The organism is Devosia psychrophila (genome assembly GCF_000971275.1).
In the GTDB taxonomy this organism is placed as follows: domain Bacteria; phylum Pseudomonadota; class Alphaproteobacteria; order Rhizobiales; family Devosiaceae; genus Devosia; species Devosia psychrophila.
The window spans coordinates 1-24,780 of record NZ_LAPV01000199.1 but is presented as its reverse complement, the minus strand read 5'-3'; the positions used below and the strand labels follow the sequence as shown (position 1 = coordinate 24,780).

The 24,780-nt window shown below is 58.8% G+C and carries 23 protein-coding genes and 2 tRNA genes; 5 read left to right on the top strand and 20 right to left on the bottom strand.

What is annotated here, in order from left to right:
- Positions 1–3: 3 nt before the first annotated feature.
- The 9 genes from rplB to rpsL form a co-directional block, all read right to left on the bottom strand.
- The gene (gene rplB / locus WH91_RS20490; RefSeq protein ID WP_046172870.1) at positions 4–843 is read right to left on the bottom strand and encodes a 50S ribosomal protein L2; all 840 of its coding nucleotides are present in this window, start codon (positions 841–843) and stop codon (positions 4–6) included.
- An 18-nt stretch (positions 844–861) separates the two neighbouring features.
- On the bottom strand, positions 862–1,155 hold the full coding sequence (locus tag WH91_RS20485; protein ID WP_046172869.1) for a 50S ribosomal protein L23: 294 nt from the start codon (positions 1,153–1,155) through the stop codon (positions 862–864).
- A complete protein-coding gene (gene rplD, locus WH91_RS20480) occupies positions 1,152–1,769 on the bottom strand; it encodes a 50S ribosomal protein L4 (RefSeq protein WP_046172868.1) in 618 nt (205 codons plus the stop codon). The genes WH91_RS20485 and rplD overlap by 4 nt, the downstream gene beginning before the upstream one ends.
- Positions 1,770–2,471 (bottom strand): 50S ribosomal protein L3, encoded by a 702-nt coding sequence (gene rplC, locus WH91_RS20475; protein WP_046172867.1) that lies wholly within the window; start codon positions 2,469–2,471, stop codon positions 1,770–1,772.
- An 82-nt stretch (positions 2,472–2,553) separates the two neighbouring features.
- The gene (rpsJ, locus tag WH91_RS20470) at positions 2,554–2,862 is read right to left on the bottom strand and encodes a 30S ribosomal protein S10 (protein ID WP_046172866.1); all 309 of its coding nucleotides are present in this window, start codon (positions 2,860–2,862) and stop codon (positions 2,554–2,556) included.
- Between the two features lie 67 nt (positions 2,863–2,929).
- Positions 2,930–4,120 (bottom strand): elongation factor Tu, encoded by a 1,191-nt coding sequence (gene tuf / locus WH91_RS20465; RefSeq protein ID WP_046172865.1) that lies wholly within the window; start codon positions 4,118–4,120, stop codon positions 2,930–2,932.
- 55 nt (positions 4,121–4,175) lie between these two features.
- Entirely contained in the window at positions 4,176–6,266 is a 2,091-nt protein-coding gene (gene fusA / locus WH91_RS20460) for an elongation factor G (protein WP_046172864.1), read from the bottom strand.
- A gap of 12 nt (positions 6,267–6,278) precedes the next feature.
- Positions 6,279–6,749: a 30S ribosomal protein S7 gene (gene rpsG / locus WH91_RS20455; RefSeq protein ID WP_046172863.1), complete on the bottom strand. Its 471-nt coding sequence runs from the start codon at positions 6,747–6,749 to the stop codon at positions 6,279–6,281.
- Between the two features lie 12 nt (positions 6,750–6,761).
- Entirely contained in the window at positions 6,762–7,133 is a 372-nt protein-coding gene (gene rpsL, locus WH91_RS20450) for a 30S ribosomal protein S12 (protein WP_046136734.1), read from the bottom strand.
- A 487-nt stretch (positions 7,134–7,620) separates the two neighbouring features.
- Here rpsL and WH91_RS20445 point away from each other — a divergent pair, with 487 nt between their 5' ends.
- Positions 7,621–8,088: a YbjN domain-containing protein gene (locus WH91_RS20445; protein WP_052953019.1), complete on the top strand. Its 468-nt coding sequence runs from the start codon at positions 7,621–7,623 to the stop codon at positions 8,086–8,088.
- Between the two features lie 43 nt (positions 8,089–8,131).
- Here WH91_RS20445 and WH91_RS20440 read toward each other — a convergent pair whose 3' ends face one another.
- From WH91_RS20440 to secE, 9 genes are all read right to left on the bottom strand, one after another.
- The gene (locus tag WH91_RS20440; protein ID WP_046172862.1) at positions 8,132–9,433 is read right to left on the bottom strand and encodes an esterase-like activity of phytase family protein; all 1,302 of its coding nucleotides are present in this window, start codon (positions 9,431–9,433) and stop codon (positions 8,132–8,134) included.
- A gap of 164 nt (positions 9,434–9,597) precedes the next feature.
- Complete coding sequence (gene rpoC, locus WH91_RS20435) at positions 9,598–13,782, bottom strand: DNA-directed RNA polymerase subunit beta' (protein ID WP_046172861.1); 4,185 nt, start codon at positions 13,780–13,782, stop codon at positions 9,598–9,600.
- An 80-nt stretch (positions 13,783–13,862) separates the two neighbouring features.
- The gene (gene rpoB / locus WH91_RS20430) at positions 13,863–18,005 is read right to left on the bottom strand and encodes a DNA-directed RNA polymerase subunit beta (RefSeq protein WP_046172860.1); all 4,143 of its coding nucleotides are present in this window, start codon (positions 18,003–18,005) and stop codon (positions 13,863–13,865) included.
- Positions 18,006–18,408: 403 nt separating this feature from the next.
- The gene (gene rplL / locus WH91_RS20425) at positions 18,409–18,780 is read right to left on the bottom strand and encodes a 50S ribosomal protein L7/L12 (RefSeq protein ID WP_046172859.1); all 372 of its coding nucleotides are present in this window, start codon (positions 18,778–18,780) and stop codon (positions 18,409–18,411) included.
- Positions 18,781–18,839: 59 nt separating this feature from the next.
- Positions 18,840–19,361, bottom strand: coding sequence for a 50S ribosomal protein L10 (rplJ, locus tag WH91_RS20420; RefSeq protein WP_046172858.1), 522 nt, complete (start codon positions 19,359–19,361; stop codon positions 18,840–18,842).
- 314 nt (positions 19,362–19,675) lie between these two features.
- On the bottom strand, positions 19,676–20,362 hold the full coding sequence (gene rplA, locus WH91_RS20415; RefSeq protein ID WP_046172857.1) for a 50S ribosomal protein L1: 687 nt from the start codon (positions 20,360–20,362) through the stop codon (positions 19,676–19,678).
- Between the two features lie 3 nt (positions 20,363–20,365).
- Positions 20,366–20,794 carry a 50S ribosomal protein L11 gene (rplK, locus tag WH91_RS20410; protein WP_046172856.1) on the bottom strand — a complete coding sequence of 143 codons (429 nt, stop codon included), beginning with the start codon at positions 20,792–20,794 and terminating at the stop codon, positions 20,366–20,368.
- Positions 20,795–21,019: 225 nt separating this feature from the next.
- A complete protein-coding gene (nusG, locus tag WH91_RS20405) occupies positions 21,020–21,550 on the bottom strand; it encodes a transcription termination/antitermination protein NusG (RefSeq protein ID WP_046172855.1) in 531 nt (176 codons plus the stop codon).
- A gap of 41 nt (positions 21,551–21,591) precedes the next feature.
- Positions 21,592–21,786, bottom strand: coding sequence for a preprotein translocase subunit SecE (gene secE / locus WH91_RS20400; protein ID WP_046172854.1), 195 nt, complete (start codon positions 21,784–21,786; stop codon positions 21,592–21,594).
- A gap of 258 nt (positions 21,787–22,044) precedes the next feature.
- Here secE and WH91_RS20395 point away from each other — a divergent pair, with 258 nt between their 5' ends.
- From WH91_RS20395 to WH91_RS20385, 3 genes are all read left to right on the top strand, one after another.
- Positions 22,045–22,326, top strand: coding sequence for a hypothetical protein (locus WH91_RS20395; RefSeq protein ID WP_046172853.1), 282 nt, complete (start codon positions 22,045–22,047; stop codon positions 22,324–22,326).
- 244 nt (positions 22,327–22,570) lie between these two features.
- Entirely contained in the window at positions 22,571–22,834 is a 264-nt protein-coding gene (locus tag WH91_RS20390) for a PilZ domain-containing protein (protein ID WP_052953018.1), read from the top strand.
- Between the two features lie 60 nt (positions 22,835–22,894).
- The gene (locus WH91_RS20385; protein WP_143078111.1) at positions 22,895–23,392 is read left to right on the top strand and encodes a hypothetical protein; all 498 of its coding nucleotides are present in this window, start codon (positions 22,895–22,897) and stop codon (positions 23,390–23,392) included.
- Between the two features lie 94 nt (positions 23,393–23,486).
- Here the strand turns inward: WH91_RS20385 and WH91_RS20380 are convergent.
- Together WH91_RS20380 and WH91_RS20375 are read right to left on the bottom strand one after the other, a co-directional pair.
- Positions 23,487–23,562 (bottom strand) — tRNA-Trp (locus WH91_RS20380).
- Between the two features lie 55 nt (positions 23,563–23,617).
- Complete coding sequence (locus tag WH91_RS20375) at positions 23,618–24,010, bottom strand: MAPEG family protein (protein WP_052953017.1); 393 nt, start codon at positions 24,008–24,010, stop codon at positions 23,618–23,620.
- Between the two features lie 227 nt (positions 24,011–24,237).
- On the opposite strand from WH91_RS20375, the gene WH91_RS20370 reads away from it, so the two are divergent.
- Positions 24,238–24,311, top strand: a tRNA-Gly gene (locus tag WH91_RS20370).
- Positions 24,312–24,780 lie beyond the last annotated feature (469 nt).

The following is a 24,780-nucleotide window of genomic DNA, read 5'->3' as shown; positions in this document are numbered from 1 at the left end:
GGCTTACCTGCCCTTCTTCACGTGACGGCTGCGAACGATGAACTTGTCCGTTGCCTTGTTGCTGCGGGTCTTCTTACCCTTGGTCGGCTTGCCCCATGGCGTAACCGGATGACGGCCACCAGAAGTACGGCCTTCACCACCACCGTGCGGGTGATCGACCGGGTTCATGGTCACGCCGCGGTTGACGGGCTTGCGACCGAGCCAACGACTACGACCGGCCTTGCCGAGCGAAGTGTTCGAGTGATCCTGGTTCGAAACGGCACCGACGGTTGCAAGGCAAGTGCCATGCACGCGGCGCTGTTCGCCCGAGTTCAGGCGGAGGATCGCCCAACCCTGGTCACGACCGACGTACTGGGCATAAGCACCAGCCGAACGGGCGACCTGCCCACCCTTGCGGGGCTTGAGCTCGATGTTGTGCACGATCGTACCGACCGGCATGCGTTCGAGCGGCATCGTATTGCCTGGCTTCACGTCGACAGTATTCATCGACGAGATGACCTTGTCGCCGGCGCCAAGGCGCTGGGGAGCTACGATGTAGGCGAGTTCGCCATCTTCGTACTTCACCAGAGCGATCCAAGCCGTACGGTTGGGATCATACTCCAGGCGCTCGATCGTCCCAACCTGGTCAAACTTGACCCGCTTGAAGTCGATCATGCGATAGGTGCGCTTGTGTCCGCCACCACGATGGAACGAGGTGATGCGACCGCGGTTATTGCGGCCACCGGACTTGGAAAGGCCTTCGGTCAATGTCTTGACCGGCTTGCCCTTCCAGAGTTCCGAGCGGTCAGTCGTAACGAGCTGACGACGGCCTTCGGAAGTAGGGTTGTAAGTTTTTAGAGCCATTTTGCTGTCTCTTATCCCTTAGAGGCCGGTCGAAATATCGATCGACTGGCCGTCGACGAGGGTCACGATCGCCTTTTTGACGTCGTTGCGCGTGCCAATCTTGCCACGGAAGCGCTTCACCTTGCCCTTGCGGACCAGGGTGTTCACTGCCTTGACCTTGACCGAGAACAGCTGCTCGACGGCAGCCTTGATATCGGTCTTGTTGGCATCAATCGCCACGTCGAAAACGACCTGGTTATGTTCCGAAGCCATCGTCGACTTTTCAGTCACGACGGGGTTACGAACGATGTCGTAAGCGCTGAGCTTGTTCATGCGAACCTCGCTTCCAGCGCTTCAAGCGCTGCCTTGGTCAGGACGAGCTTGTCGCGCTTGAGGATCGACACAACGTTGATCCCCTGCACCGGCAACACGTCGATATGCGGAATGTTGCGCGCGGCCAGAGCGAAGTTCTGGTCGACGACAGCACCATCGATGATCAGCGCATTCAGCCATTCGAGCTTGCCGAAAGTGGTGCGCAGGGCAGCAGTCTTGCCGATCGTCTGGGACACGTTATCGATGACGATAAGCGAGCCGGACTTAACCTTGGACGACAGCGCATGCTTCAGCGCCAAAGCGCGAACCTTCTTGGGAAGGTCGATAGCATGGCTACGCGGGGTCGGACCGAATGCACGGCCACCACCACGGAACTGTGGAGCCTTGCGATCGCCATGACGAGCGCCGCCGCCCTTTTGCTTCTTGAACTTCTTGCCGGTGCGAACGCCTTCCGAACGATTCTTAACATCGTGCGTGCCGGACATTGCCTTGAGCTGCTGGTAGCGAACCATGCGGTGCAGGATGTCCTGGCGGACTTCCAGACCGAAGACATCGTCAGCAAGCTGGATGGTGCCAGCGGCTGCGCCGTCGAGGGTTGTGACCTTGAGTTCCATTTAGTTACCTTCCCCCGCGACATCAGCGGCGGCCTTGAACGAGCCCGGGAAAGCAGCGCCCTGCGGAGCTGGCTTCTTTACCGCGTCCTTGATCTGAATCCAGGCACCCTTGGAGCCGGGAACCGAACCCTGGACCATGATCAGGCCACGTTCCACGTCGGTCTTGACGACCTTGACGTTCTGCGTGGTGATGCGACGATCGCCCATATGGCCCGGCATCTTCTTGTTCTTGAAGGTCTTACCAGGGTCCTGACGACCACCGGTAGAACCGATCGAACGGTGCGAAACGGACACGCCATGCGTTGCACGCAGGCCGCCGAAGTTCCAGCGCTTCATACCGCCAGCAAAACCCTTGCCGATCGAAGTGCCGGTGACATCCACCAGCTGGCCTTCGACGAAATGGTCCGCCTGCAGCGTAGCGCCGACCTCAATGAGGTTGGCTTCGTCGACGCGGAATTCCGCGACGTGACGCTTCGGCTCGACCTTGGCGACGGCGAATTGGCCGCGCTCTGCCTTGGTCGTGTTCTTCACTTTAGCCTGGCCTGCGCCAAGCTGCAGAGCAACGTAGCCATCCCTATCCGCGGTCCGCTGGCCTACCACCTGGCAGTTCTGCAGTTCCAGCACGGTCACTGGGACGTGCGAGCCGTCCGCTGTGAATATGCGGGTCATGCCCAGCTTCTGTGCGATCAATCCAGAACGCATCTGGTTATTACCTTCTCTTTGGCGCTGCACCGGGTCATGGTTTCAGAGGACCCTTTTTCTGGTGAGCGCGGAAACTCGCTATTTAGAGCTTGATTTCGACGTCGACGCCGGCGGCGAGATCGAGCTTCATGAGTGCGTCCACCGTCTGAGGTGTCGGGTCCACAATGTCAAGCAGACGCTTGTGGGTCCGAATTTCGAACTGCTCGCGCGACTTCTTGTCGATGTGCGGCGAGCGGTTCACGGTAAACTTTTCGATTCGCGTCGGCAGCGGGATCGGGCCGCGAACCTGCGCGCCTGTACGCTTGGCCGTCGACACGATCTCACGGGTCGAAGCGTCGAGAACGCGATGGTCAAACGCCTTGAGGCGGATGCGAATATTCTGACCGGTCATCTTTTAAATCCTGACGAAAATGGATCACGGCGCGCATCTCGCGCGCCGCGAATTTGTCAAAAAAAGCTTACTTCAGGATCGAAGCAACGACGCCCGAACCAACGGTACGGCCACCTTCACGGATAGCGAAGCGGAGCTTCTCTTCCATGGCGATCGGCACGATCAGCTGAACGTTGATGTTCAGGTTGTCGCCAGGCATCACCATCTCGGTGCCTTCTGGCAGCGTCACGATACCGGTCACGTCCGTGGTACGGAAGTAGAACTGGGGACGGTAGTTGCCGAAGAACGGAGTGTGGCGACCGCCTTCTTCCTTGGTCAGGATATAGACTTCAGCGGTGAAGTCGGTGTGCGGGTTAACCGAACCTGGCTTGCAGAGAACCTGGCCGCGCTCAACCTGAGTGCGATCAATACCGCGGATCAGTGCGCCGACGTTGTCGCCAGCCTGGCCCGAATCGAGCAGCTTGCGGAACATTTCGACACCGGTAACGGTGGTCTTCTGGGTTGCCTTGATGCCGACGATTTCGACTTCTTCGCCAACCTTGACGATGCCGCGTTCGACACGGCCGGTAACCACAGTACCGCGACCCGAGATCGAGAACACGTCTTCGATCGGGAGCAGGAACGGCAGGTCCAGCGGACGAGCCGGCTGCGGAATGTACGCATCGACAGCAGCCATCAGCTCGACAACTGAGTCGTGGCCAAGCTTGCGATCCGAGTCTTCGAGAGCGGCCAGAGCCGAACCCTTGATGACCGGGATGTCGTCGCCGGGATATTCGTAGGACGAAAGCAGCTCGCGCACTTCCATCTCAACGAGTTCGAGCAGTTCCGGATCGTCGACCATGTCGCACTTGTTCAGGAACACGACCAGCGCAGGAACGCCAACCTGACGAGCGAGCAGGATGTGCTCGCGGGTCTGTGGCATCGGGCCGTCAGCGGCCGACACGACAAGGATCGCGCCGTCCATCTGGGCAGCGCCGGTGATCATGTTCTTCACATAATCGGCGTGGCCTGGGCAGTCCACGTGAGCGTAGTGACGGTTAGCCGTCTCGTACTCGACGTGAGCTGTGTTGATGGTGATGCCGCGTGCCTTCTCTTCAGGGGCAGCGTCGATCTGGTCGTACGCCTTGAAGGTCGCGCCACCGGTTTCAGCCAGCACCTTGGTGATCGCTGCGGTCAGCGAGGTCTTGCCATGGTCAACGTGACCAATGGTGCCGATGTTGCAGTGAGGCTTATTGCGGGAAAACTTTTCCTTGCCCATGGCTTCTCTCCGTATTCGTTAGCCCTGCGGCCAACCTTGAGTTTCAGTTTGTTGTTTAGGCGTATTTGGCCTGGACTTCGTCGGCGACGGCCTGCGGCACCTGCTCGTAATGATCGAACGTCATCGAGTATTGTGCACGACCCTGGCTCATCGAGCGCAGAGAGTTCACGTAACCGAACATGTTCGCGAGTGGCACGTAAGCATTCACGACTTGGAGGATGCCACGGCCTTCAGTGCCGTGAATCTGACCACGACGCGAATTGAGGTCGCCGATGACATCGCCCATGTAGTCTTCTGGTGTGACAACTTCAACCTTCATGATCGGCTCGAGGATCTTCGGAGTCGCCTTGCGAAGTGCTTCGTTGAACCCGGCACGACCAGCGATTTCGAAGGCCAGAACCGAGGAGTCGACATCGTGGTAGGCGCCTTCGGTCAACGTCACCTTGACGTCCACGATCGGGAAACCGATCAACGGGCCAGATGGCATAACCGACTTCACGCCCTTTTCGACACCCGGGATGTATTCCTTGGGCACCGAACCGCCGACGATGGCGTTCACGAATTCCAGACCCTTGCCGACTTCGCCAGGCTCAATGCTGAGCTTGACGCGAGCAAACTGGCCCGAACCACCAGACTGTTTCTTGTGGGTATAGTCCACGCTCGCAGGCTTGGTGATGGTTTCGCGATACGCAACCTGCGGCTGGCCGATATTGGCCTCGACCTTGAACTCGCGACGCATACGGTCGACGAGGATGTCGAGATGAAGCTCGCCCATGCCAGAAATAATGGTCTGGCCTGATTCTTCGTCGGTCTTGACGCGGAACGAGGGATCTTCGGCAGCAAGACGATTGAGCGCGAGGCCCATCTTTTCCTGATCGGCCTTGGACTTCGGCTCCACCGAGATGTCGATAACCGGTTCCGGGAAGATCATGCGTTCAAGAATAACCTGGGCGTTCGAAGCGCAAAGCGTATCGCCCGTCGTGGTGTCCTTGAGGCCGACGATGGCGACGATGTCACCAGCAAAGGCTTCCGTGATCTGCTCACGGCTATTGGCATGCATCTGGAACAGACGACCAACGCGCTCGCGCTTTTCCTTGACCGTATTCTCGATCATCATACCTTGCTCGAGCTGGCCCGAGTAGATGCGACAGAACGTCAGCGTACCCATGTGCGGATCGTTGGCGATCTTGAACGCCAGCATGGCCAGCGGCTCCTTGTCGTCAGCATGACGCTCGATCGGCGCTTCCGTACGAGCATCGATGCCCTTGATAGCCGGAACGTCTGCCGGGGACGGCAGGAAGTCGATAACGCCATCGAGCAAGGGCTGAACGCCCTTGTTCTTGAAGGCAGAGCCAGCGAAGACCAGGAAGAACTTGGCATCGATCGTGCCGCGACGGAGCAGTCGACGGATGGTGTCGTTGTTCGGCAGGTCGCCGTTCAGGTAAGCAGTCATCGCGTCGTCGTCGAGTTCGACGGCAGCCTCGATCATCTGCTCACGGTACTTCATGGCGTTAGCCTTGAGGTCTTCCGGAATCTCGACGACGTCCCACTGCGCGCCCAACTCTTCGTTGCGCCATACCAGAGCGTTCATCTCGATCAGATCGACGACGCCCTTGAATTCGGTCTCGGCACCGATCGGCAACTGGACAGGAACGGCCTTGGCGCCGAGGCGCGAACCGACCATCTCGACGCAGCGATAAAAATCGGCGCCGATCTTGTCCATCTTGTTCACGAAGATGAGACGCGGAACATTATACTTGTCAGCCTGGCGCCAGACCGTTTCGGTCTGGGGCTCTACGCCGGCGTTAGCATCGAGCAGTGCGACAGCACCGTCGAGCACTCGCAGCGAACGCTCGACTTCAATGGTGAAGTCCACGTGGCCGGGTGTGTCGATGATGTTGAAGCGGTGCTGGACGCCGTCACGGTCCTTCCAGAAGGTCGTGGTGGCAGCCGACGTAATCGTGATGCCGCGTTCCTGCTCCTGCTCCATCCAGTCCATGGTCGCGGCGCCGTCGTGGACTTCGCCGATCTTATGGGACTTGCCGGTATAGTACAGAATGCGTTCGGTCGTGGTCGTCTTGCCAGCATCGATGTGAGCCATGATGCCGAAGTTACGATACAGCGGGATTGGGTATTCGCGTGCCATGGGGCGCTCCTACTACCAGCGGTAGTGCGAGAAGGCACGGTTGGCGTCAGCCATACGGTGCGTATCTTCGCGCTTCTTGACGGCCTGACCGCGGCCATTGAGAGCGTCCATGAGTTCGCCCGACAGGCGCTCACGCATGGTGTTCTCGCCGCGTTTGCGGGCAGATTCGATCAGCCAGCGAATAGCCAGGGCCTGCTGACGATCGGTACGGACTTCAACCGGAACCTGGTATGTAGCACCACCAACGCGGCGCGAACGAACTTCAACCGACGGGCGGATGTTTTCGAGCGCAGTGTGGAACACTTCGACCGGGTTCTGCTTGACCTTGGCTTCGACGATGTCGAAGGCACCATAGACGATGCTTTCGGCCGACGACTTCTTGCCGTCCTTCATGAGAGAATTCATGAACTTGGTAAGGACCAGATCGCCATACTTGGCGTCCGGGATAACGTCGCGTTTTTCTGCGCGGTGACGACGGGACATATCTCGATCTCCTTACTTAGGACGCTTCGCGCCGTACTTGGACCGGCGCTGTTTGCGGTCCTTGACGCTCTGCGTGTCAAGGACACCGCGGAGCACGTGATAGCGAACACCCGGAAGGTCGCGAACACGGCCGCCACGGATCAGGACCACGGAGTGTTCCTGCAGGTTGTGGCCTTCGCCCGGAATATACGAAATGACTTCGCGCGAGTTCGTCAGACGAACCTTGGCAACCTTGCGGAGAGCCGAGTTTGGCTTCTTCGGAGTCGTCGTATAAACACGAGAGCAAACGCCACGCTTCTGTGGATTTGCTTCCATGGCCGGAACCTTGTTCCGCTTTGGCTTGCTGGCGCGTGGTTTGCGGATCAGCTGATTAATGGTGGGCATTGCGCTCTTTCCATCGTCCAAAATTCATTGCGGTCTATCGAAACAAACCAAAACGGCGCTCATCCGAACCCAGCAAAGGGTGCGGCGGCGCCTTAATTGCAGCGGACCACCCACGTAAATGAGCAGTCATGCGCACAAGGATTTGCTTCGTCTAGTTACCCGACAGTGTGTTTGAGTGTCCTGGATGCCCGCACACGATGGCAGGTACCCGGTATGACATTCACGACCGACCGCTTAGGTAGGCGCTGTTTAGAACCGACTCGCCCAGCCGTCAAGGATTCTTTCATGAAAAAGCCGCGCCCGAGCCATGCAGGGACTTGCAATGCTTTTCCGAAGATGAACGGCAAAACGACAAGCCATTCCCCGCCCGCCTCGACCATCCATGCCGAGGCTTCTCTGCACCGGCCAATTGTGTAGGATCGCCAAATTAACTGAAAAGCACGCCTGACAGGTCTTCGTCCATCGCTGAAGCACAAGGGAGAATGCCATGAAGCTCATGCCAACTATTGCCGGCGCAGCGATGGCGCTCGCAATGACCCTCTCGGCGCAGGCCCATACATTGCTGACCGGGTCCGATACCGGAGCCATTCTTGATGCGGCCAAACTGCTGGGTACCGCGACCCTAGCCGCTCAGCCCAATGGCGACCCTCTGATCGACGGCAAAATTGGCGATCTCGGCTACCAGATCTATTTCAAGAACTGCACCAACAATGCAGCCTGCGAAGACCTCAACTTCTATGCCGGCTTTGGTGGGACCAAGCCGACGATTGCGGTCATCAATGACTGGAACCGCGACAAGCGCTTTGGCCGCGCCTATCTCGATGAAGTGCAAGACGCCGCCGTGGAAATGGACCTCGATCTGGTCAAAGGCGTAACGCCGGACTACCTGGCCTCGCAGATGGGCCTATGGAGCCTCGTGGTCGCCGAGTTCTCGACCCACATCGGCTACAAATAGAAAAGGGGCCGGAAGGCCCCTTCCCCATCCACTGTGAGATGGATTACTCGGCTTTGAGGAAACCGGCGACGTCGAGCAGGATATACTCGTTGTCATCGGCACGGCCGGCTGCGCGTCCGGTCGAGCCGGGATAGTTGTTGTCATTGGCCACAACGATGGTGGTCGGATTGACCAGGTCGACGTCTTCGATGGTGACGAAGGGGAAGGTGAACACGCTATCCTTGGTACCGCGTGGCGCAATGCCGTCCGGATCCTTGATTGCCATCAGGTCGATATAGGCGATTTTCTCGAGAACTCCGTTTTCGTCGGCACGCTCAAGGTCGACCAGGTAGATGCGCTTGAAGGCAGCAGCCTTCTCGCGGCCATCGTCGCCTTCATTAGCGTCACGCTCGATGATCAAGGCACGGGTGCCGCCGATGATGTTGAAGTCGCCGATGGCGTTGCCGGCATCGTCGAGCGGGTAGTAGCGGATCTTGTCGGACCAAGTGGCGTCGGCCACGTTGAATTCCAGCATACGGATGACTGGCTTGCCGCCGATCAGTTCGAGCGCTGCAGCGGTTTCGTCGTAGAAGGCCTTTTCGAGCAGTGGATAGAGCGTCGAGCCATCGAGCGACACTGCCATGCCTTCATAGCCGCCCGAACGGCCGGTATTGATGCCGGTCACGGTAGCGCCGGCAGCAGGCTGCGAGGTGAACTGGTTGTCTGGCGACTTGTAGTCGACGCCGCCCGGATTGGTGGCCACAACCTGCAGCACAACGCCATTGGCATCGACTTCGACCAGCCACGGGCCAAACTCATCGCCAATCCAGAAATGATCGCCGACGGGCTGGATCGATTCCGGGTCGAAATCGGCGCCAGTCAAGTAGCGGCTTTCACTGTGCTCGGTGACGATCGGAAACGGTACGATGCGGTTCGGATCGCTGAGGAAAACGGTGCGTTCCAGCGCAACCTTGCCGGCTTCCCAGTCCATCTTCATGAAGTTGAACATCAGCATGGCGTCGGACGAGTTGGCCTTGTTGCCAAACCCGTTGTCGGTGAGAAAGACGAAACGGTCATCGCCCAACGAGCGCACACCGGACATGCCCTGCACGGGCTGGCCGGGGAACGGCATGGCAATGCCCGATGCCGGATTGGTCCAGCCATAGGGGGTCTCGACGCGCTTGCCCGAGGTAAAACGGCCCGACATCGAAAGGCCGTATGGTGCGTCGGCCGGAGCGGCGACGAATGTCTGGGCCGGCAATTGGGCATGGGCCTTGAGCGTGGCGTCGAAGGCAACCGGCTGAGCATAAACGGCAGTGGTCAGCAGCGCCACGAGGAGGCCGGTCGTCAGGAAGGTCTTGGTCACGAAATCGTCTCCGGAATAAGGAAGCGACTGGAAATTGACCCTCCCGTGTGTCGATGACGCTACGGTGATGTGGCGGTTCGCTGACAATGCACGGGCCTGTGCATCTGACCAAAAGAAAGGGAGCCTTTCGGCCCCCTTCCCTCAATTCAGTGATTTGACGTCGCTTATTCGGCGGCAGGCGCTGCGATCTTGACGGTGGTCGCCTGGCGGCGGCGTTCGTCGAGGATCAGGTCGTCGCGCTTGGCGGCGATCAGCTTGGCCGATGAGATACCGGCACCGGTACCGGCCGGGATAAGGCGGCCGACGATGACGTTTTCCTTGAGGCCTTCGAGCAGATCGGCCTTGCCGGAAACTGCCGCTTCCGTGAGGACGCGAGTGGTTTCCTGGAACGAGGCAGCCGAGATGAACGAGCGGGTCTGCAGCGATGCCTTGGTGATGCCGAGCAGCACGGGGTTAGCCGTTGCCGGCTTCTTGCCGTCAGCAACCAGAGCATCGTTGAGCTCGTCAAAGTCCAGCTTGTCGAGCTGCTCGTCCTTGAGCAGGCCGGTGTCGCCTGGGTCCACGATCTCGACCTTCTGCAGCATCTGGCGAACGATCACCTCGATGTGCTTGTCGTTGATCAGCACGCCCTGCAGGCGATAGACTTCCTGGATTTCATTGACGAGGTAACGAGCAAGCTCTTCCACGCCCTTGATTGCCAGAATGTCATGCGGTGCGGGGTTGCCATCGAGGATGTATTCACCCTTTTCAATGGCATCGCCTTCCTGAAGGTGGAACGGCTTGCCCTTGGGGATCAAATACTCGACGGGCTCGCCACCCTCTTCATGCGGCTCGATGATGACGCGACGCTTGTTCTTGTAGTCGCGGCCAAAGCGGATCGTGCCATCGATCTCGGCGATGATGGCGTGGTCCTTCGGACGACGGGCTTCGAACAATTCAGCCACGCGCGGCAGACCGCCCGTGATGTCCTTGGTCTTGGCGCTTTCCAGAGGAATACGCGCCAGCACGTCACCGGGCGAGACCTTCTGGCCTGGCTCGACGTTGAGAACGGCATCGACCGAAAGCATGTAGCGCGCTTCGCCACCACGTTCGACCTTCTGGACAACACCACCACGCGAAATTGCCAAGGCCGGCTTCAGGCCCTCGCCACGCTGGTTTGTGCGCCAGTCGATGATGACGCGCTTGGTGAAGCCGGTGGCTTCGTCGGTGTTTTCGGCAACGGAGATGCCATCGACCAGATCCTCGAACTGGACCTCGCCTTCGACTTCGGCAAGCACCGGACGGGTGTAGGGGTCCCATTCAGCCAGACGCTGGCCACGACGGACCGCATCGCCTTCCTTGACGAGGAGCTTGGAACCGTAGGTCACCTTATGGGTGGCGCGTTCCTTGCCTTCAGCGTCAAGCACGGCGAGCGAGACGTTACGAGCCATGACGACCAGCTTGCCGCCCTCGACCTTGACGACGTTCGGGTTGCGGATGGCGATGGTGCCTTCTGCGCCGGACTCGAGGAACGAGCTATCGACCACCTGAGCTGTGCCACCAATGTGGAACGTGCGCATGGTGAGCTGGGTACCGGGTTCACCGATCGACTGCGCGGCGATAACGCCCACAGCTTCACCCATGTTCACGGGAGTACCGCGAGCAAGGTCACGACCATAGCAGGCCGCGCAGGTGCCCTGGCGCATGTCGCAAGTCAGGGGCGAACGGATACGGATCGATTGGATCCGGGCGTCCTCGATGACGTCGATATGCTTTTCTTCCAGCAGCGTACCCTTTGGAGCGATCAGATCGCCGGTCAGCGGGTGGAAGATGTCGTCGGCTGCAGTACGGCCCAGCACGCGCTGGCCGATCGAGGCCACGACCTGGCCCGCATCGACGATCGGCTCCATGGTCAGGCCACGCTCGGTGCCGCAATCGACCGACACGATGATCGCGTCCTGCGCCACGTCAACGAGACGACGCGTCAGGTAACCCGAGTTCGCGGTCTTCAGCGCCGTATCCGCGAGACCCTTACGGGCACCGTGGGTGGAGTTGAAGTACTCGAGAACGTTCAGGCCTTCCTTGAAGTTAGCCGTGATCGGGGTCTCGATGATCGAGCCGTCAGGACGGGCCATCAGGCCGCGCATGCCGGCAAGCTGCTTCATCTGGGCCGGGGAACCGCGGGCACCGGAGTGAGACATCATATAAACCGAGTTGATCGGCTTTTGACGGCCGGTTTCCTCGTCGATCTGCACCTTGCGGATCGCGTCCATCATCTCTTCGGCAACCTTGTCACCGCACTTGGCCCAGGCGTCGACCACCTTGTTGTACTTTTCGCCCTGGGTGATCAGGCCGTCATTGTACTGCTGCTCGAACTCTTCGACCTGCTTACGGGCGGCTTCCACGATCGTGTACTTGGACGCAGGGATAACCATGTCGTCCTTGCCGAACGAAATACCGGCATCGCAGGCGTTCTTGAAGCCAAGCTGCATGACGCGGTCACAGAAAATGACCGTCTCCTTCTGACCGCAGCCACGGTAAACCGTGTCGATCATCTTGGAGATCATCTTCTTGGTCATCAGCTGGTTTGCCGTCGCATACGGCACAGCCGGGTGCTTGGGCAGGATCTGGCCGATGAGCATACGGCCCGGAGTCGTTTCCACGACCTCGGTTGTCTGCTTGCCATTCTCGTCAAACGAGGTGACGCGGCCTTTGATCTTGGTGTGCAGCGTGACGATCTTGTTGTCGAGCGCGTGCTCGAGTTCCGCATAGGAACCGAAGGCCATGCCTTCACCGGGCTCCTTCTCGTTCATCAACGAGAGGTAGTAGAGCCCCAGCACGATATCCTGCGACGGCACGATGATCGGCTGGCCATTGGCAGGGTGCAGGATGTTGTTGGTCGACATCATCAGCACACGTGCTTCCAACTGCGCTTCGAGCGACAACGGAACGTGCACGGCCATCTGGTCGCCGTCAAAGTCGGCGTTGAAAGCCGAGCAGACCAGCGGATGCAGACGGATTGCCTTGCCTTCGATCAGGATCGGCTCGAATGCCTGGATGCCAAGACGATGCAGCGTCGGAGCACGGTTCAGCAGAACGGGATGCTCGCGGATCACTTCGTCGAGGATATCCCAAACCTCGGGTTTTTCCTTCTCGACCAGCTTCTTGGCCTGCTTGACGGTCGAAGAGAAACCCTTCGCTTCAAGACGGCTGTAGATGAACGGCTTGAACAGCTCGAGCGCCATCTTCTTGGGCAGGCCGCACTGGTGCAGCTTGAGGTTCGGGCCCACGGTGATGACCGAACGACCCGAGTAATCGACGCGCTTGCCGAGCAAGTTCTGGCGGAAGCGGCCCTGCTTGCCCTTGAGCATGTCGGACAGCGACTTCAGCGGACGCTTGTTCGCACCGGTGATGGTGCGGCCACGGCGGCCGTTGTCGAACAACGCATCGACAGCTTCCTGCAGCATGCGCTTTTCGTTGCGGATGATGATGTCTGGAGCGCGCAGTTCGATCAGGCGCTTCAGGCGGTTGTTGCGGTTGATGACGCGACGATACAGATCGTTCAGATCGGAGGTCGCGAAGCGGCCGCCATCCAGCGGCACCAGCGGGCGCAACTCCGGCGGAATGACCGGGATGACGGTCATGATCATCCACTCGGGCTTGTTGCCCGACACGATGAACTGCTCGACGATCTTCAAGCGCTTGGCGAGCTTCTTGGGCTTAAGTTCAGTCGTGGACTCAGCAATTTCCACGCGCAGCTCAGCCGCAATCTTCTCGAGATCAAGTGCCAGCAGGATGTCGCGGATAGCTTCGGCGCCGATCTTGGCGGTGAAGCTGTCGGCACCATACTCGTCCTGGCTATCGAGGAACTGCTCTTCGGTCAGCAATTCATGCTGGGTGAACGGCGTAAGACCTGCGTCGAGAACGACGTAGTTTTCGAAGTACAGGATGCGCTCGATGTCCTTCAGCGTCATATCGAGCAGCAGCGCGATACGCGACGGCAAAGACTTCAGGAACCAGATGTGAGCAACCGGCGCTGCGAGTTCAATATGACCCATGCGCTCGCGACGAACGCGGCTCAGGGTGACTTCCACACCGCACTTTTCGCAGATGACGCCCTTGAACTTCATGCGCTTGTACTTGCCGCACAGGCACTCATAGTCCTTCACTGGCCCAAAAATACGGGCGCAGAACAGACCATCGCGTTCAGGCTTGAACGTACGATAGTTGATGGTCTCTGGCTTCTTGATCTCGCCGTAGGACCAGGAAAGGATCTTCTCTGGCGACGCGATCGAGATTTTCATCTGATCGAAAGTCTGGACCGGAACCGCTGGGTTAAAGGGGTCCATGACGTGGGAATGATGATTCATCAATTCTCTCCTCTATCCGTTCAGAATGCCGAAATGAATGGATTCTGAACGGAAATGAATGGGGGGTAGGAAGTGCCGGATTACTCCGCCGCTTCCTGAGGAGGTGCGAGCTCCGCTTCGGCCTGGCTGGCGTCCTCGATCACGTCCCGCATGTCGAGTTCGACATTGAGACCGAGCGAACGGATTTCCTTGACCAGGACGTTGAAGCTCTCGGGGATGCCCGGCTCGAACGTATCGTCGCCGCGCACGATGGACTCGTAGACCTTGGTACGACCCGCAACGTCGTCCGACTTGATGGTAAGCATTTCCTGGAGCGTATAAGCAGCGCCATAGGCCTCGAGAGCCCACACTTCCATCTCGCCGAAGCGCTGACCGCCGAACTGGGCCTTGCCGCCCAGCGGCTGCTGGGTGACCAGCGAGTACGGACCGATCGAACGGGCGTGGATCTTGTTGTCCACAAGGTGATCGAGCTTGAGCATATAGATATAGCCCACGGTCACCTGGCGATCGAACTGCTCGCCCGAACGTCCGTCATAAACGGTCGACTGGCCAGAAGCCTTCAGCCCTGCGCGCTCCAACATCGTCACGATGTCGGCTTCCTTGGCGCCGTCGAACACCGGGGTCGCGATCGAAACACCCTTGGAAAGGTGTTCGCCGAGACGCACCAGGCCGTCGTCGTCGAGGTCGGTGATGCTCTCATCACCGGCAAACAGGTCTTTGACTTCAAGACGCAGCGGCTTCAGGTCGCCATTGCGATGATACGCACGGACCATCTCGTCGATCTTCTTGCCCATGCCTGCGCAAGCCCAGCCCAGGTGAGTCTCGAGAATCTGGCCAACGTTCATGCGCGACGGCACGCCCAGCGGGTTCAGCACGATATCGACCGAGGTGCCGTCTTCTAGGTACGGCATGTCTTCCACGGGAACGATGCGCGAAACGACGCCCTTGTTACCGTGACGGCCGGCCATCTTGTCGCCCGGCTGGATCTTGCGCTTGGTCGCGATGAAGACCTTGACCATCTTCATCACGCCGGGTGGAAGTTCGTCACCGCGCTGCAGCTTGTCCACCTTGTCGATGAAGCGCTGCTCGAGCAGGCGACGGCTCTCTTCATACTGAGCATGAAGAGCTTCCATCTCGGTCATGACCTTGTCGTCTTCGACCGCAAACTGCCACCACTTGGAGCGGGGCTGCGCCTCGAACATCTGGTCATTGAGCTTGGTGCCCACGACATAGCCCTTCGGGCCCGCCGTCGCCGCCTTGCCGAACAACATCTCCTTGAGACGTGCATAGACGTTACGGTCGAGGATGGACTGTTCGTCGTCACGATCCTTGGCGAGACGTTCGATTTCCTCGCGCTCGATAGCCATGGCGCGCTCGTCCTTGTCGATGCCGTGGCGATTGAACACGCGCACTTCAACAACAGTACCAGCATCGCCCGGCGGCACGCGCAGGGAGGTGTCACGAACGTCAGATGCCTTCTCGCCGAAGATGGCGCGGAGGAGCTTTTCTTCCGGCGTCATCGGCGATTCACCCTTGGGGGTGATCTTGCCAACGAGGATGTCTCCGGGAGCCACTTCGGCACCGATGTGCACGATACCGGCTTCGTCGAGGTTCTTCAGCGCTTCTTCCGACACGTTCGGAATGTCGCGCGTGATTTCCTCAGGCCCAAGCTTGGTGTCGCGAGCCATCACTTCATATTCCTCGATATGGATCGAGGTGAAGACGTCCTGCATGGCGATCTTTTCGCTAAGCAGGATGGAATCTTCGAAGTTGTAGCCATTCCAAGGCATGAACGCGACGAGCACGTTGCGGCCAAGTGCCAGATCGCCCAGCTCGGTCGACGGACCGTCGGCGATGATGTCGCCCTGGTTGACGTGGTCACCGACAACGACCAGCGGACGCTGGTTGATGCAGGTCGACTGGTTCGAACGCTGGAACTTCATCAGGTTGTAGATATCGACGCCGGAAACCGACGCATCGGTTTCTTCGGTGGCGCGGATAACGATACGGGTCGCATCCACCTGATCGACGATACCCTTGCGCTTGGACACGATGGCGGCGCCGGAGTCACGGGCCACGATCGCTTCCATGCCAGTGCCCACGAATGGAGCCTCGGCACGCAGCAGCGGCACAGCCTGACGCTGCATGTTCGAGCCCATCAGAGCACGGTTGGCGTCGTCGTTCTCGAGGAACGGGATCAGCGAGGCGGCAACCGACACCATCTGCTTGGGGGAAACGTCCATCAGATCGACGTTTTCCTTGGGCGTCAGGCCGTTGTCGCCAGCATGGCGAGCCACGACCAGATCGTCCTGCAGCGTGCCGTCCTTGTTGAACTTCACGTTAGCCTGGGCGACGTAGTGCTTGGCCTCTTCCATGGCGGAGAGATAGACCACATCCTCGGTCAGAACGCCGTCCACGATCTTGCGGTACGGGGTCTCGATGAAACCGTACTTGTTGACGCGGGCGAAGGTCGACAGCGAGTTGATCAGGCCAATGTTCGGGCCTTCCGGAGTCTCGATCGGGCAGATACGGCCATAGTGGGTCGGGTGCACGTCACGGACTTCAAAGCCAGCGCGCTCACGGGTAAGACCACCCGGCCCAAGCGCCGACAGGCGACGCTTGTGGGTGATCTCCGAGAGCGGATTGGTCTGATCCATGAACTGGGAAAGTTGCGACGAACCGAAGAATTCACGCACGGCAGCCGCGGCGGGCTTGGCGTTGATCAGGTCCTGCGGCATCACGGTGTCGATTTCGACCGAAGACATGCGCTCCTTGATGGCGCGTTCCATGCGGAGCAGGCCAAGGCGATAGGAGTTTTCCATCAACTCGCCAACCGAGCGAACCCGACGGTTTCCGAGGTTGTCGATGTCGTCGATTTCGCCACGGCCATCGCGCAGGTCAACCAGCGTGCGAACGACTTCGACGATGTCTTCCTTGCGCAGGGTGCGCATGGTGTCGGGAGCGTCGAGCTCGAGGCGCATGTTCATCTTGACGCGGCCCACTGCGGACAGGTCATAGCGCTCGCTGTCAAAGAACAGCGACTGGAACATGGCTTCAGCGGTATCGACGGTTGGCGGCTCACCGGGGCGCATGACGCGATAGATGTCGAACAGCGCGTCTTCACGCGACTCGTTCTTGTCCACGGCCAGCGTGTTGCGGATATAGCCACCGATCGAGATGTGATCGATGTCGAGGATCGGCAGATTGTCAAAGCCCAGATCCATCATCTTGGCCAGGGTCTTTTCGTCGAGCTCGTCGCCTGCCTCCATATAGACCTCGCCGGTCTTGAGGTTGATCATGTCTTCGGCGACATACATGCCATAGAGGTCTTCGTTGACCGCCAGCAGGTGCTTCAGGCCATCATCGGCCAGCTTCTTGGCCTGACGGGCCGAGAGCTTCTTGCCGCCTTCATGAACCACGTCGCCCGTCTTGGCGTCGATAAGGTCAGCCGAAGGCTTGGCATTCTTCATCTTCTCGGCGTCGTATGGCTTCTGCCAGCCCGCCTCGGTCTTCTCGAAGGTGATGGTGTTGTAGTAGGTGCTGAGGATCTCTTCGGTATCCATACCGAGAGCCTTGAGCAGCGAGGTAACCGGAATCTTGCGGCGACGATCGATACGGGCGAACACCACGTCCTTGGCATCGAACTCGATATCGAGCCACGAACCGCGGTACGGGATGATACGGCCGGCAAACAGCAGCTTGCCGGACGAGTGGGTCTTGCCCTTGTCGTGATCGAAGAACACGCCTGGCGAACGGTGCATCTGCGAAACGATGACGCGCTCGGTGCCGTTGACGATAAAGGTGCCGTTCATCGTCATGAAGGGCATGTCGCCCATGTAGACGTCCTGCTCCTTGATGTCCTTGACGGAGCGGGCGCCGGTTTCTTCGTCCACTTCAAACACGATCAGGCGCAACGTCACCTTGAGCGGGGCAGCGAACGTGATGTCGCGCGCACGGCACTCATCGATGTCGTATTTGGGCTGCTCGAACTCGTATTTCACGAATTCGAGAGAAGCCGTATTGGAAAAATCGGTGATCGGGAAAACCGAGCGGAACACCGACTGAAGCCCCTCATCGGGACGACCGCCCTTGGGCTCGTCGACGAGGAGAAACTGATCATAGGAGGCCTTTTGGACCTCGATCAGGTTGGGCATCTGGATGACTTCGCGGATCGAACCGAAGGACTTGCGTACCTTGCGGCGGCCGTTGAACGTGGTAGCCATGAAAGCTCCTGTTTCTGCGCTTCTTTGGTCGCGTCTCGATGCGGAAAAGTGACCCTTTCCTGAACGCTACCGTGCGATTTGTCTCGGAGGCAGATATCCAAAAATCCGACTATCAGCCGTCGGGTCTCGGGATATTTGCCCTTGTTAGGCATTAGTTTTGGCTCGATGATCTCCACCCTGCCCCAGCCAAGGAAAGGAAGCTGCGCAAACGCCAAACACCCCATGGTCAGAAACCATAGGGCAACGGGGCCGTTAGCGTAGCTCGGACATCAAATTATTCATATATTCCGCGAATTGGCGCCAGGGACCTATCCAACCGGTCCGGCGAATCATATCCCGCTAAAACGAGACTGCGAGATGGCACATAGAGCGCCACCTCGCATAATTCAAGGCGAAAGTCGAATTACTTGAATTCGACCTTGGCGCCGGCAGCTTCAAGCTTCTTCTTGATGTCTTCGGCTTCAGCCTTGTTGACACCTTCCTTGACAGCCTTCGGAGCCGCTTCAACCAGAGCCTTGGCTTCGCCGAGGCCCAGAGCGGTGATCGCACGGACTTCCTTGATGACGTTGATCTTGTTCTCGCCGAACGAGACCAGGATGACGTCAAATTCAGTCTTTTCTTCAACAGCGGCAGCCGGAGCACCACCAGCAGCGGCAGCGGCAACCGGAGCGGCGGCGGAAACGCCCCACTTTTCTTCCAGCATCTTGGACAGCTCAGAAGCTTCCAGGACGGTCAATGCAGACAGGTCGTCAACAATTTTGGCGAGATCGGCCATTTGATAAATCTCTCTTTTTAGATGTTCAGTTCAAACCAGCCCCCGAGAGGGCCAAGGGGTTACGCTGCTTCGTTGCTCTTTTCCGCGTGAGCGGCCAACACGCGCGCGATATTGCCTGCCGGCGCAACGATGACCGAAGCGATACGGGTCGCGGGCTGCTTGAGCATCCCGGCGAGCGTAGCGCGCAGTTCGTTGAGCGACGGCATGGTCGCCAGCGCCTTGACGTTAATTGCGTCAAGCGCGGTCTTGCCCATAGCGCCACCAAGAACGATGTACTTTGCGTTCTTGTCAGCGAATTTCTGCGCGATCTTTGGCGCAGTCATGGGGTCGGCCGCGTAGGCGATGACGATCGGGCCGGTAAACAGGCCCGAAATGTCGGCGTGGTCGGTTTCCTTAAGAGCAAGCTTGGCAAGACGGTTCTTTGCGATCTTAACGTAACCACCGGCACCCTTCACCTCACGGCGAAGAGTCTCCAGATTTGCTACGGTCAGACCGGCATTCTGCGCGAGGACGATCGAACCAGCGCCCGACAGGGCTGACTGAAGCGATGCGACAAGCTCACGCTTTTCCGCTCTTTCCACTGCTAGTCTCCACATTGAGCCCGGCGAAATTCAGCCGGGCCATTGCCAATTGCTGCCCTCCGATCTCCGTAAGGAGGAGAGGAGCAACGGTTAAACGCCTGTCAACCGTGCTGCCTGTGAAGGCAACTGGCCTGGTTCGAACCGCGATCACCCTGCCCTTTCGGGCCGGAAAATTGTGGTCTCACCCCATCTATGCTGGCGTCGGTGGACATTAAGCTGACCCAGATTGATCAGCACCGGCAGTCTCGGACAGGACTTCTGCTTTCCTTGCGAAAAGCAAAACCGGGCGGCCGAAACCGCCCGGAATTCTTGAATTAAAGTGCCGAAGCCGGCTCGACATGGACACCAGGGCCCATGGTGGAGGACACGGCGACGCGCTTGACATAGGTGCCCTTGGCACCAGCCGGCTTGGACCGGATCACGGCGTCGGTGAACGCCTTGATGTTCTGCATCAGAGCTTCCTGAGTGAAGGAAACCTTGCCAACGCCGGCATGCAGGATACCGGCCTTTTCGACGCGGTATTCAACAGCGCCGCCCTTGGCAGCCTTGACGGCACCGGCAACGTCCTGAGTAACCGTACCGACCTTGGGGTTTGGCATCAGGTTACGTGGGCCCAGGATTTTACCCAGGCGACCGACCAGCGGCATCATGTCCGGAGTGGCAATGCAACGATCGAAATCGATCTTGCCAGACTGGATCAGTTCCATCAGGTCTTCGGCACCAACGATGTCTGCGCCGGCCTTGCGAGCTTCGTCAGCCTTGGCATCCTTGGCGAACACGGCCACGCGCACGGTCTTGCCCGTGCCGTTCGGCAGGTTCACCACGCCACGGACCATCTGGTCGGCGTGACGGGGATCAACACCAAGGTTGATGGCGATTTCGATGGTTTCGTCGAACTTCGCCGAAGCGCGCGACTTCACCATCTTCACGGCCTCGTCAAGCTTGTACAGCTTGTTGCGGTCGATGCCCTCGCGGGCCTTTGCGATCTTCTTGCCAGCCATTTATCAGCCCTCGACCTGAATGCCCATGGAACGGGCAGAGCCTGCAATCATCGACACAGCAGCGTCGATATTGTCGGCGTTGAGATCCTTCATCTTCTTCTCGGCAATATCACGCAGCTGGGCTGTGGTGATCGTGCCGGCCGATTCCTTGCCTGGCAGCTTGCTGCCCGACTTCAGGTTTACGGCCTTCTTGATGAAGTAGCTGACCGGCGGCGACTTCATCTCGAAAGTGAAGCTCTTGTCGGCATAGGCGGTGATCACGACTGGGATGGGCGAACCCTTTTCCAGTTCCTGCGTGGCGGCATTGAACGCCTTGCAGAATTCCATGATGTTCAGGCCGCGCTGACCGAGCGCGGGCCCGATCGGCGGGGATGGCGTTGCGGAACCCGCAGCGACTTGCAGCTTTACGTAGCCAACGATTTTCTTTGCCAATTTCGTCTCCTATTCTTCGGCCATAAGCGGCCTTAGGCGCCAACTAGTTAAAGCTGGCTAGACACCGTGGTCTGAGGTGTAGCTGGTGCTGGCAGTGCACCATCCTCTTCCACAGTCCTTAACCGAGCCGGGGCTCGGCGTTCTCCGGCTCACGCCGGAAATTCTTCATGGCCGTGCTTGCGCAACGACTGAAATCATCATGGTCGTGCTTGCGCAACGACTGGGTCAGACCTTTTCGACCTGACTGTATTCGAGCTCCACCGGAGTGGGGCGACCGAAGATCGACACTTCCACCTTGAGGCGGGCGCGCTCTTCGTCGACTTCTTCCACCACGCCATTGAAGCTGGCGAAAGGACCGTCCGACACGCGCACATTCTCTCCCACTTCGAAGGAGACAGAAGGCTTGGGATGCTCAACGCCTTCCTGCACCTGCTGCAGGATGGCCTGGGCTTCCTTTTCCGAGATCGGCATCGGCTTGTTGTCCGAACCGAGGAAGCCGGTAACCTTGGGCGTGTTCTTGATCAGATGGAATGCCTCGTCAGTCATGTCCATCTTCACCAGCACGTAGCCGGGGAAAAACTTGCGTTCGGCATCGACCTTGCGGCCACGACGGATCTCGACGACCTTTTCGGTCGGTACGATCACGTCTTCAAACAGATGCTCGAGCTTTTTCTGCGCGACCTTCTGGCGGATGTCTTCCGCCACCTTGCGCTCGAAATTGCTGTATGCCTGAACGATGTACCAGCGCTTGGCCATTAAGCGTCGCCGCTCCCAGTCTTAGAGTGTCAGTGAACCGACTAGCGGATCGAAAGCATGAGCCCGACCAGCCAGGATATAACCTGGTCGGCGAGCAGGAAGAACAGGCTCGCAAAGATCACCAGTACGAGGACCATGATCGTCGAGATCAGGATTTCGTTGCGGCCCGGCCAAGTGACCTTGGCTGTTTCCTGCCTAACCTGCTGCAGGAACTGGATCGGGTTTACTCGTGCCATCGGCGAATCTACTCTTTGGTGTTTTGGTGCAAAACCAAAGGCCGCGCAGGACTCCCGCACGGCTGGAATGCCGCTATCTAGAGAAACTTCCGTCCAATTGCAACAGCCGACGACGAGTTTGGCCGAACGGGCGCATGTCTGACCGCCGCCACATTATATTAACGATACGTTAACAACCCGGCGAATCACGCTTGCACAGTCGCCAGCAACGGCGTTTGATCGAATTGGGACCAAAAAGTGGCCGTGGGAGGCTGTGACATGCCAGATCGTGCTGCGAGCTTTGACGTCAAGGGATGCGAGCTCCGCTACTATGGGCCACACCGCACCATTCGTGGCCGCATAACCGGCGTTGTCCGGGTGATCGTGGAAGAAAATTTCATGGGCAACCTGTCCCGCTATCATCTCGACCTCAAGGTCAAGGCCGACGTCGGCTTTGTCTCTTCCGCTCAGGTCAGAACCGCTCTGCTGACGCATGCAGCGCACCAGCTCAACAAGTTGAAGTCGCGCCACACCGACGCGTTGCCGGTCGCGGCAGAGTAGCGAGCGGGCGCCGGGGAACTACGGCGAGGGCCGTGCGTTAATCAATTGCAGGTTTGCCCCTGCGGCCCCCGACGACTCTCATGAATGACCCCGGCTTATGCACAAGGCCGGGGTCGCTGTGTTTTCCCCGCTACCAATGCGCTTTCCACAGCTCAAAGCCGGCTCGTGAAGAATACCGACGTTGCTTACAATTTTAACCTTTCCGTTCAAAGCGCGTTAAGCGAGGCGGCCTAGCTCTCTCCCGATGAAAACATGGATCGACAAGCGCGTGCACAAACGCGACGCCATATCCATTGCGGCGACCGCCGTAATGAATGATGGCCTCATCCGCGAGGATGTTCTGGTGGTAAACCTGTCGCGATCTGGAGCCATGGTGGAAATCGCCGAAAGCATCGAACTCCCTGACGCCTTTACTCTGCTGTTTCACCACTCGCTGGAGCCCTGCCGCGTCGTCTGGCGCCAGGCCCGGTTAGCCGGAGTGAAATTCGAAACAGTCCTCGCAGAGTAGGGCCACCCCGATTCATCAGGCGTCGTCTTTCAGCAACCCATGAATAGGAGTGGCCTAGTTGTGAAGGACGTGGTTCTCTGCCGCCCTAGGGTTTTGTGGGGCAAAAACGTGAGGGCTCTCGCACTATTACCGGTCGTCGTGCTGCTTGCGGGCTGCTCGGCTTTCTCGCCCAACGGCGTCCAGTTTTCCGGCGATACCGTGCCCTTTCCTGCGCATTATCAGCGGGAAACGGCGCGCATTGTCGCCAAAAAGGGCGCGGACCGGGCACAAATCACCGTATCCTATCCGCGCAACCTTATCGGCGCGACGCCTCTATCGCCACAGCGATGGTATTCTTGCGTGCGAGGACTGTCCGTGGCGAAAAAACCAGAGCGCTTGCCGCGCATCGATGAGCTGCTGCAAGGCGTTCTCGACCCGGGCGCGAATCAAGGCATTCATAATGTGATGCTGGTGTTCAACAGTGACACCGCGAGGCCTGCAGTCCGCGAAGGCTTCGACCTGCCCCTGTGCAGAGACGGACAATACGAGCCCCTCACCGCGGATGCGCCGTTGATGTAACCAATCCGCCCTGGGCAGCGCAAACTGCGCTGCGCCAAGACTCCGTCCCCGATCCAAGACCGGTCGGCTCATTGATAAAATGTCTTGAAATGCCTGGCAGGGGCTGGGGGATTCGAACCCACGACCCTCGGTTTTGGAGACCGATGCTCTACCAACTGAGCTAAACCCCTTCAGGCGAGGGTTTGTCTAATGGCAATGGCTCGGTTTCGCAAGACCCTTTGCGCCTTAACCCCACAGATGCGGCACAAGCGGTATGCCCATCATCAACGTGCCGATCAGGGCGACCAGAAACGCGATGGAACGCCAGGGCGACAGACCCTTCATGTAGAAATAGAGATGCGAGGCACGTGCGAGGAAATACACCGCGGCACCCAGCACCGACAGCCAGCCTTGTTCGCCCAGCACAATGGACAGCACTGCCAGCACCAGAAAGATCGGCAGTGTTTCTTGGAAATTGGCCAGGGCACGGCGCGATCGGGCGAGTTCCCTGGTTGGCTTCGGCAGGTCATCGCGCGGCCCCATCTGGGCGTTATTGCCAACCTGCGCACTCAGATAGCGCCCCGGCAAAAAGGTCTGGACCAGCAGCAACAGCAGAACGATAAAAATCACAGCCAGCACGACGGACCTCTAAATTGGAAGCCGGCTCTCAATGAACCGGTGCTCTTGGCTTCTAACGCATCAGGACCCCGGAACGAACAACAATTGCTTTGCATGCGCAGACGCAAGCACCGAGCTGATAACGACATGTGGGAAGTAGCTACGTCGGCGACCAACATCGACCGATCGCAAGGGCTTGCCATCTGCGGCCCTGTCGCGCTAATGCCTGTGCGTCGGTCACCGACCTTGCGGGTATAGCTCAGTGGTAGAGCAGCAGCCTTCCAAGCTGAATATGCGGGTTCGATTCCCGCTACCCGCTCCAAGCCTTCCTATTGAAAGGCTTGGAGTTTTTGCTTCGGCAAGCGTCGACCGTTTCATTGCCGTTACATCGCCGTTTCTTGCCATGTTCCGCGGGCGTTCTGAGATGTGAGCGCATCATGAGAATCGCGGGAATTCCTGCTGAACTATGATGGGTCGCTGAAGCATGAACTCTAGGCGGGCATTGCCAAGGGTGCCCCATCTTGACCTGCTGCAGCATGGAATCAATTTCTGGCGTTCCAGACCGCATATTATGCGAATCCGCTAACGACGGCTTCGCGCCCCATGCACGAACCCGCTTCGCGGGAGGGTGCGGGCGGCGGGGTCTCGGTTTCATTATAAGCTTTTGATCGAGCGGCAGCTGATCTGACCATGGAGTTCCCTTCAACGAGAGGAACTTGCCATGGCTACTCTATCGACCGAGGCTCCTACCAGGCCGCTTCGCCAGCGGATGCAGCAGGATATGCTGATGC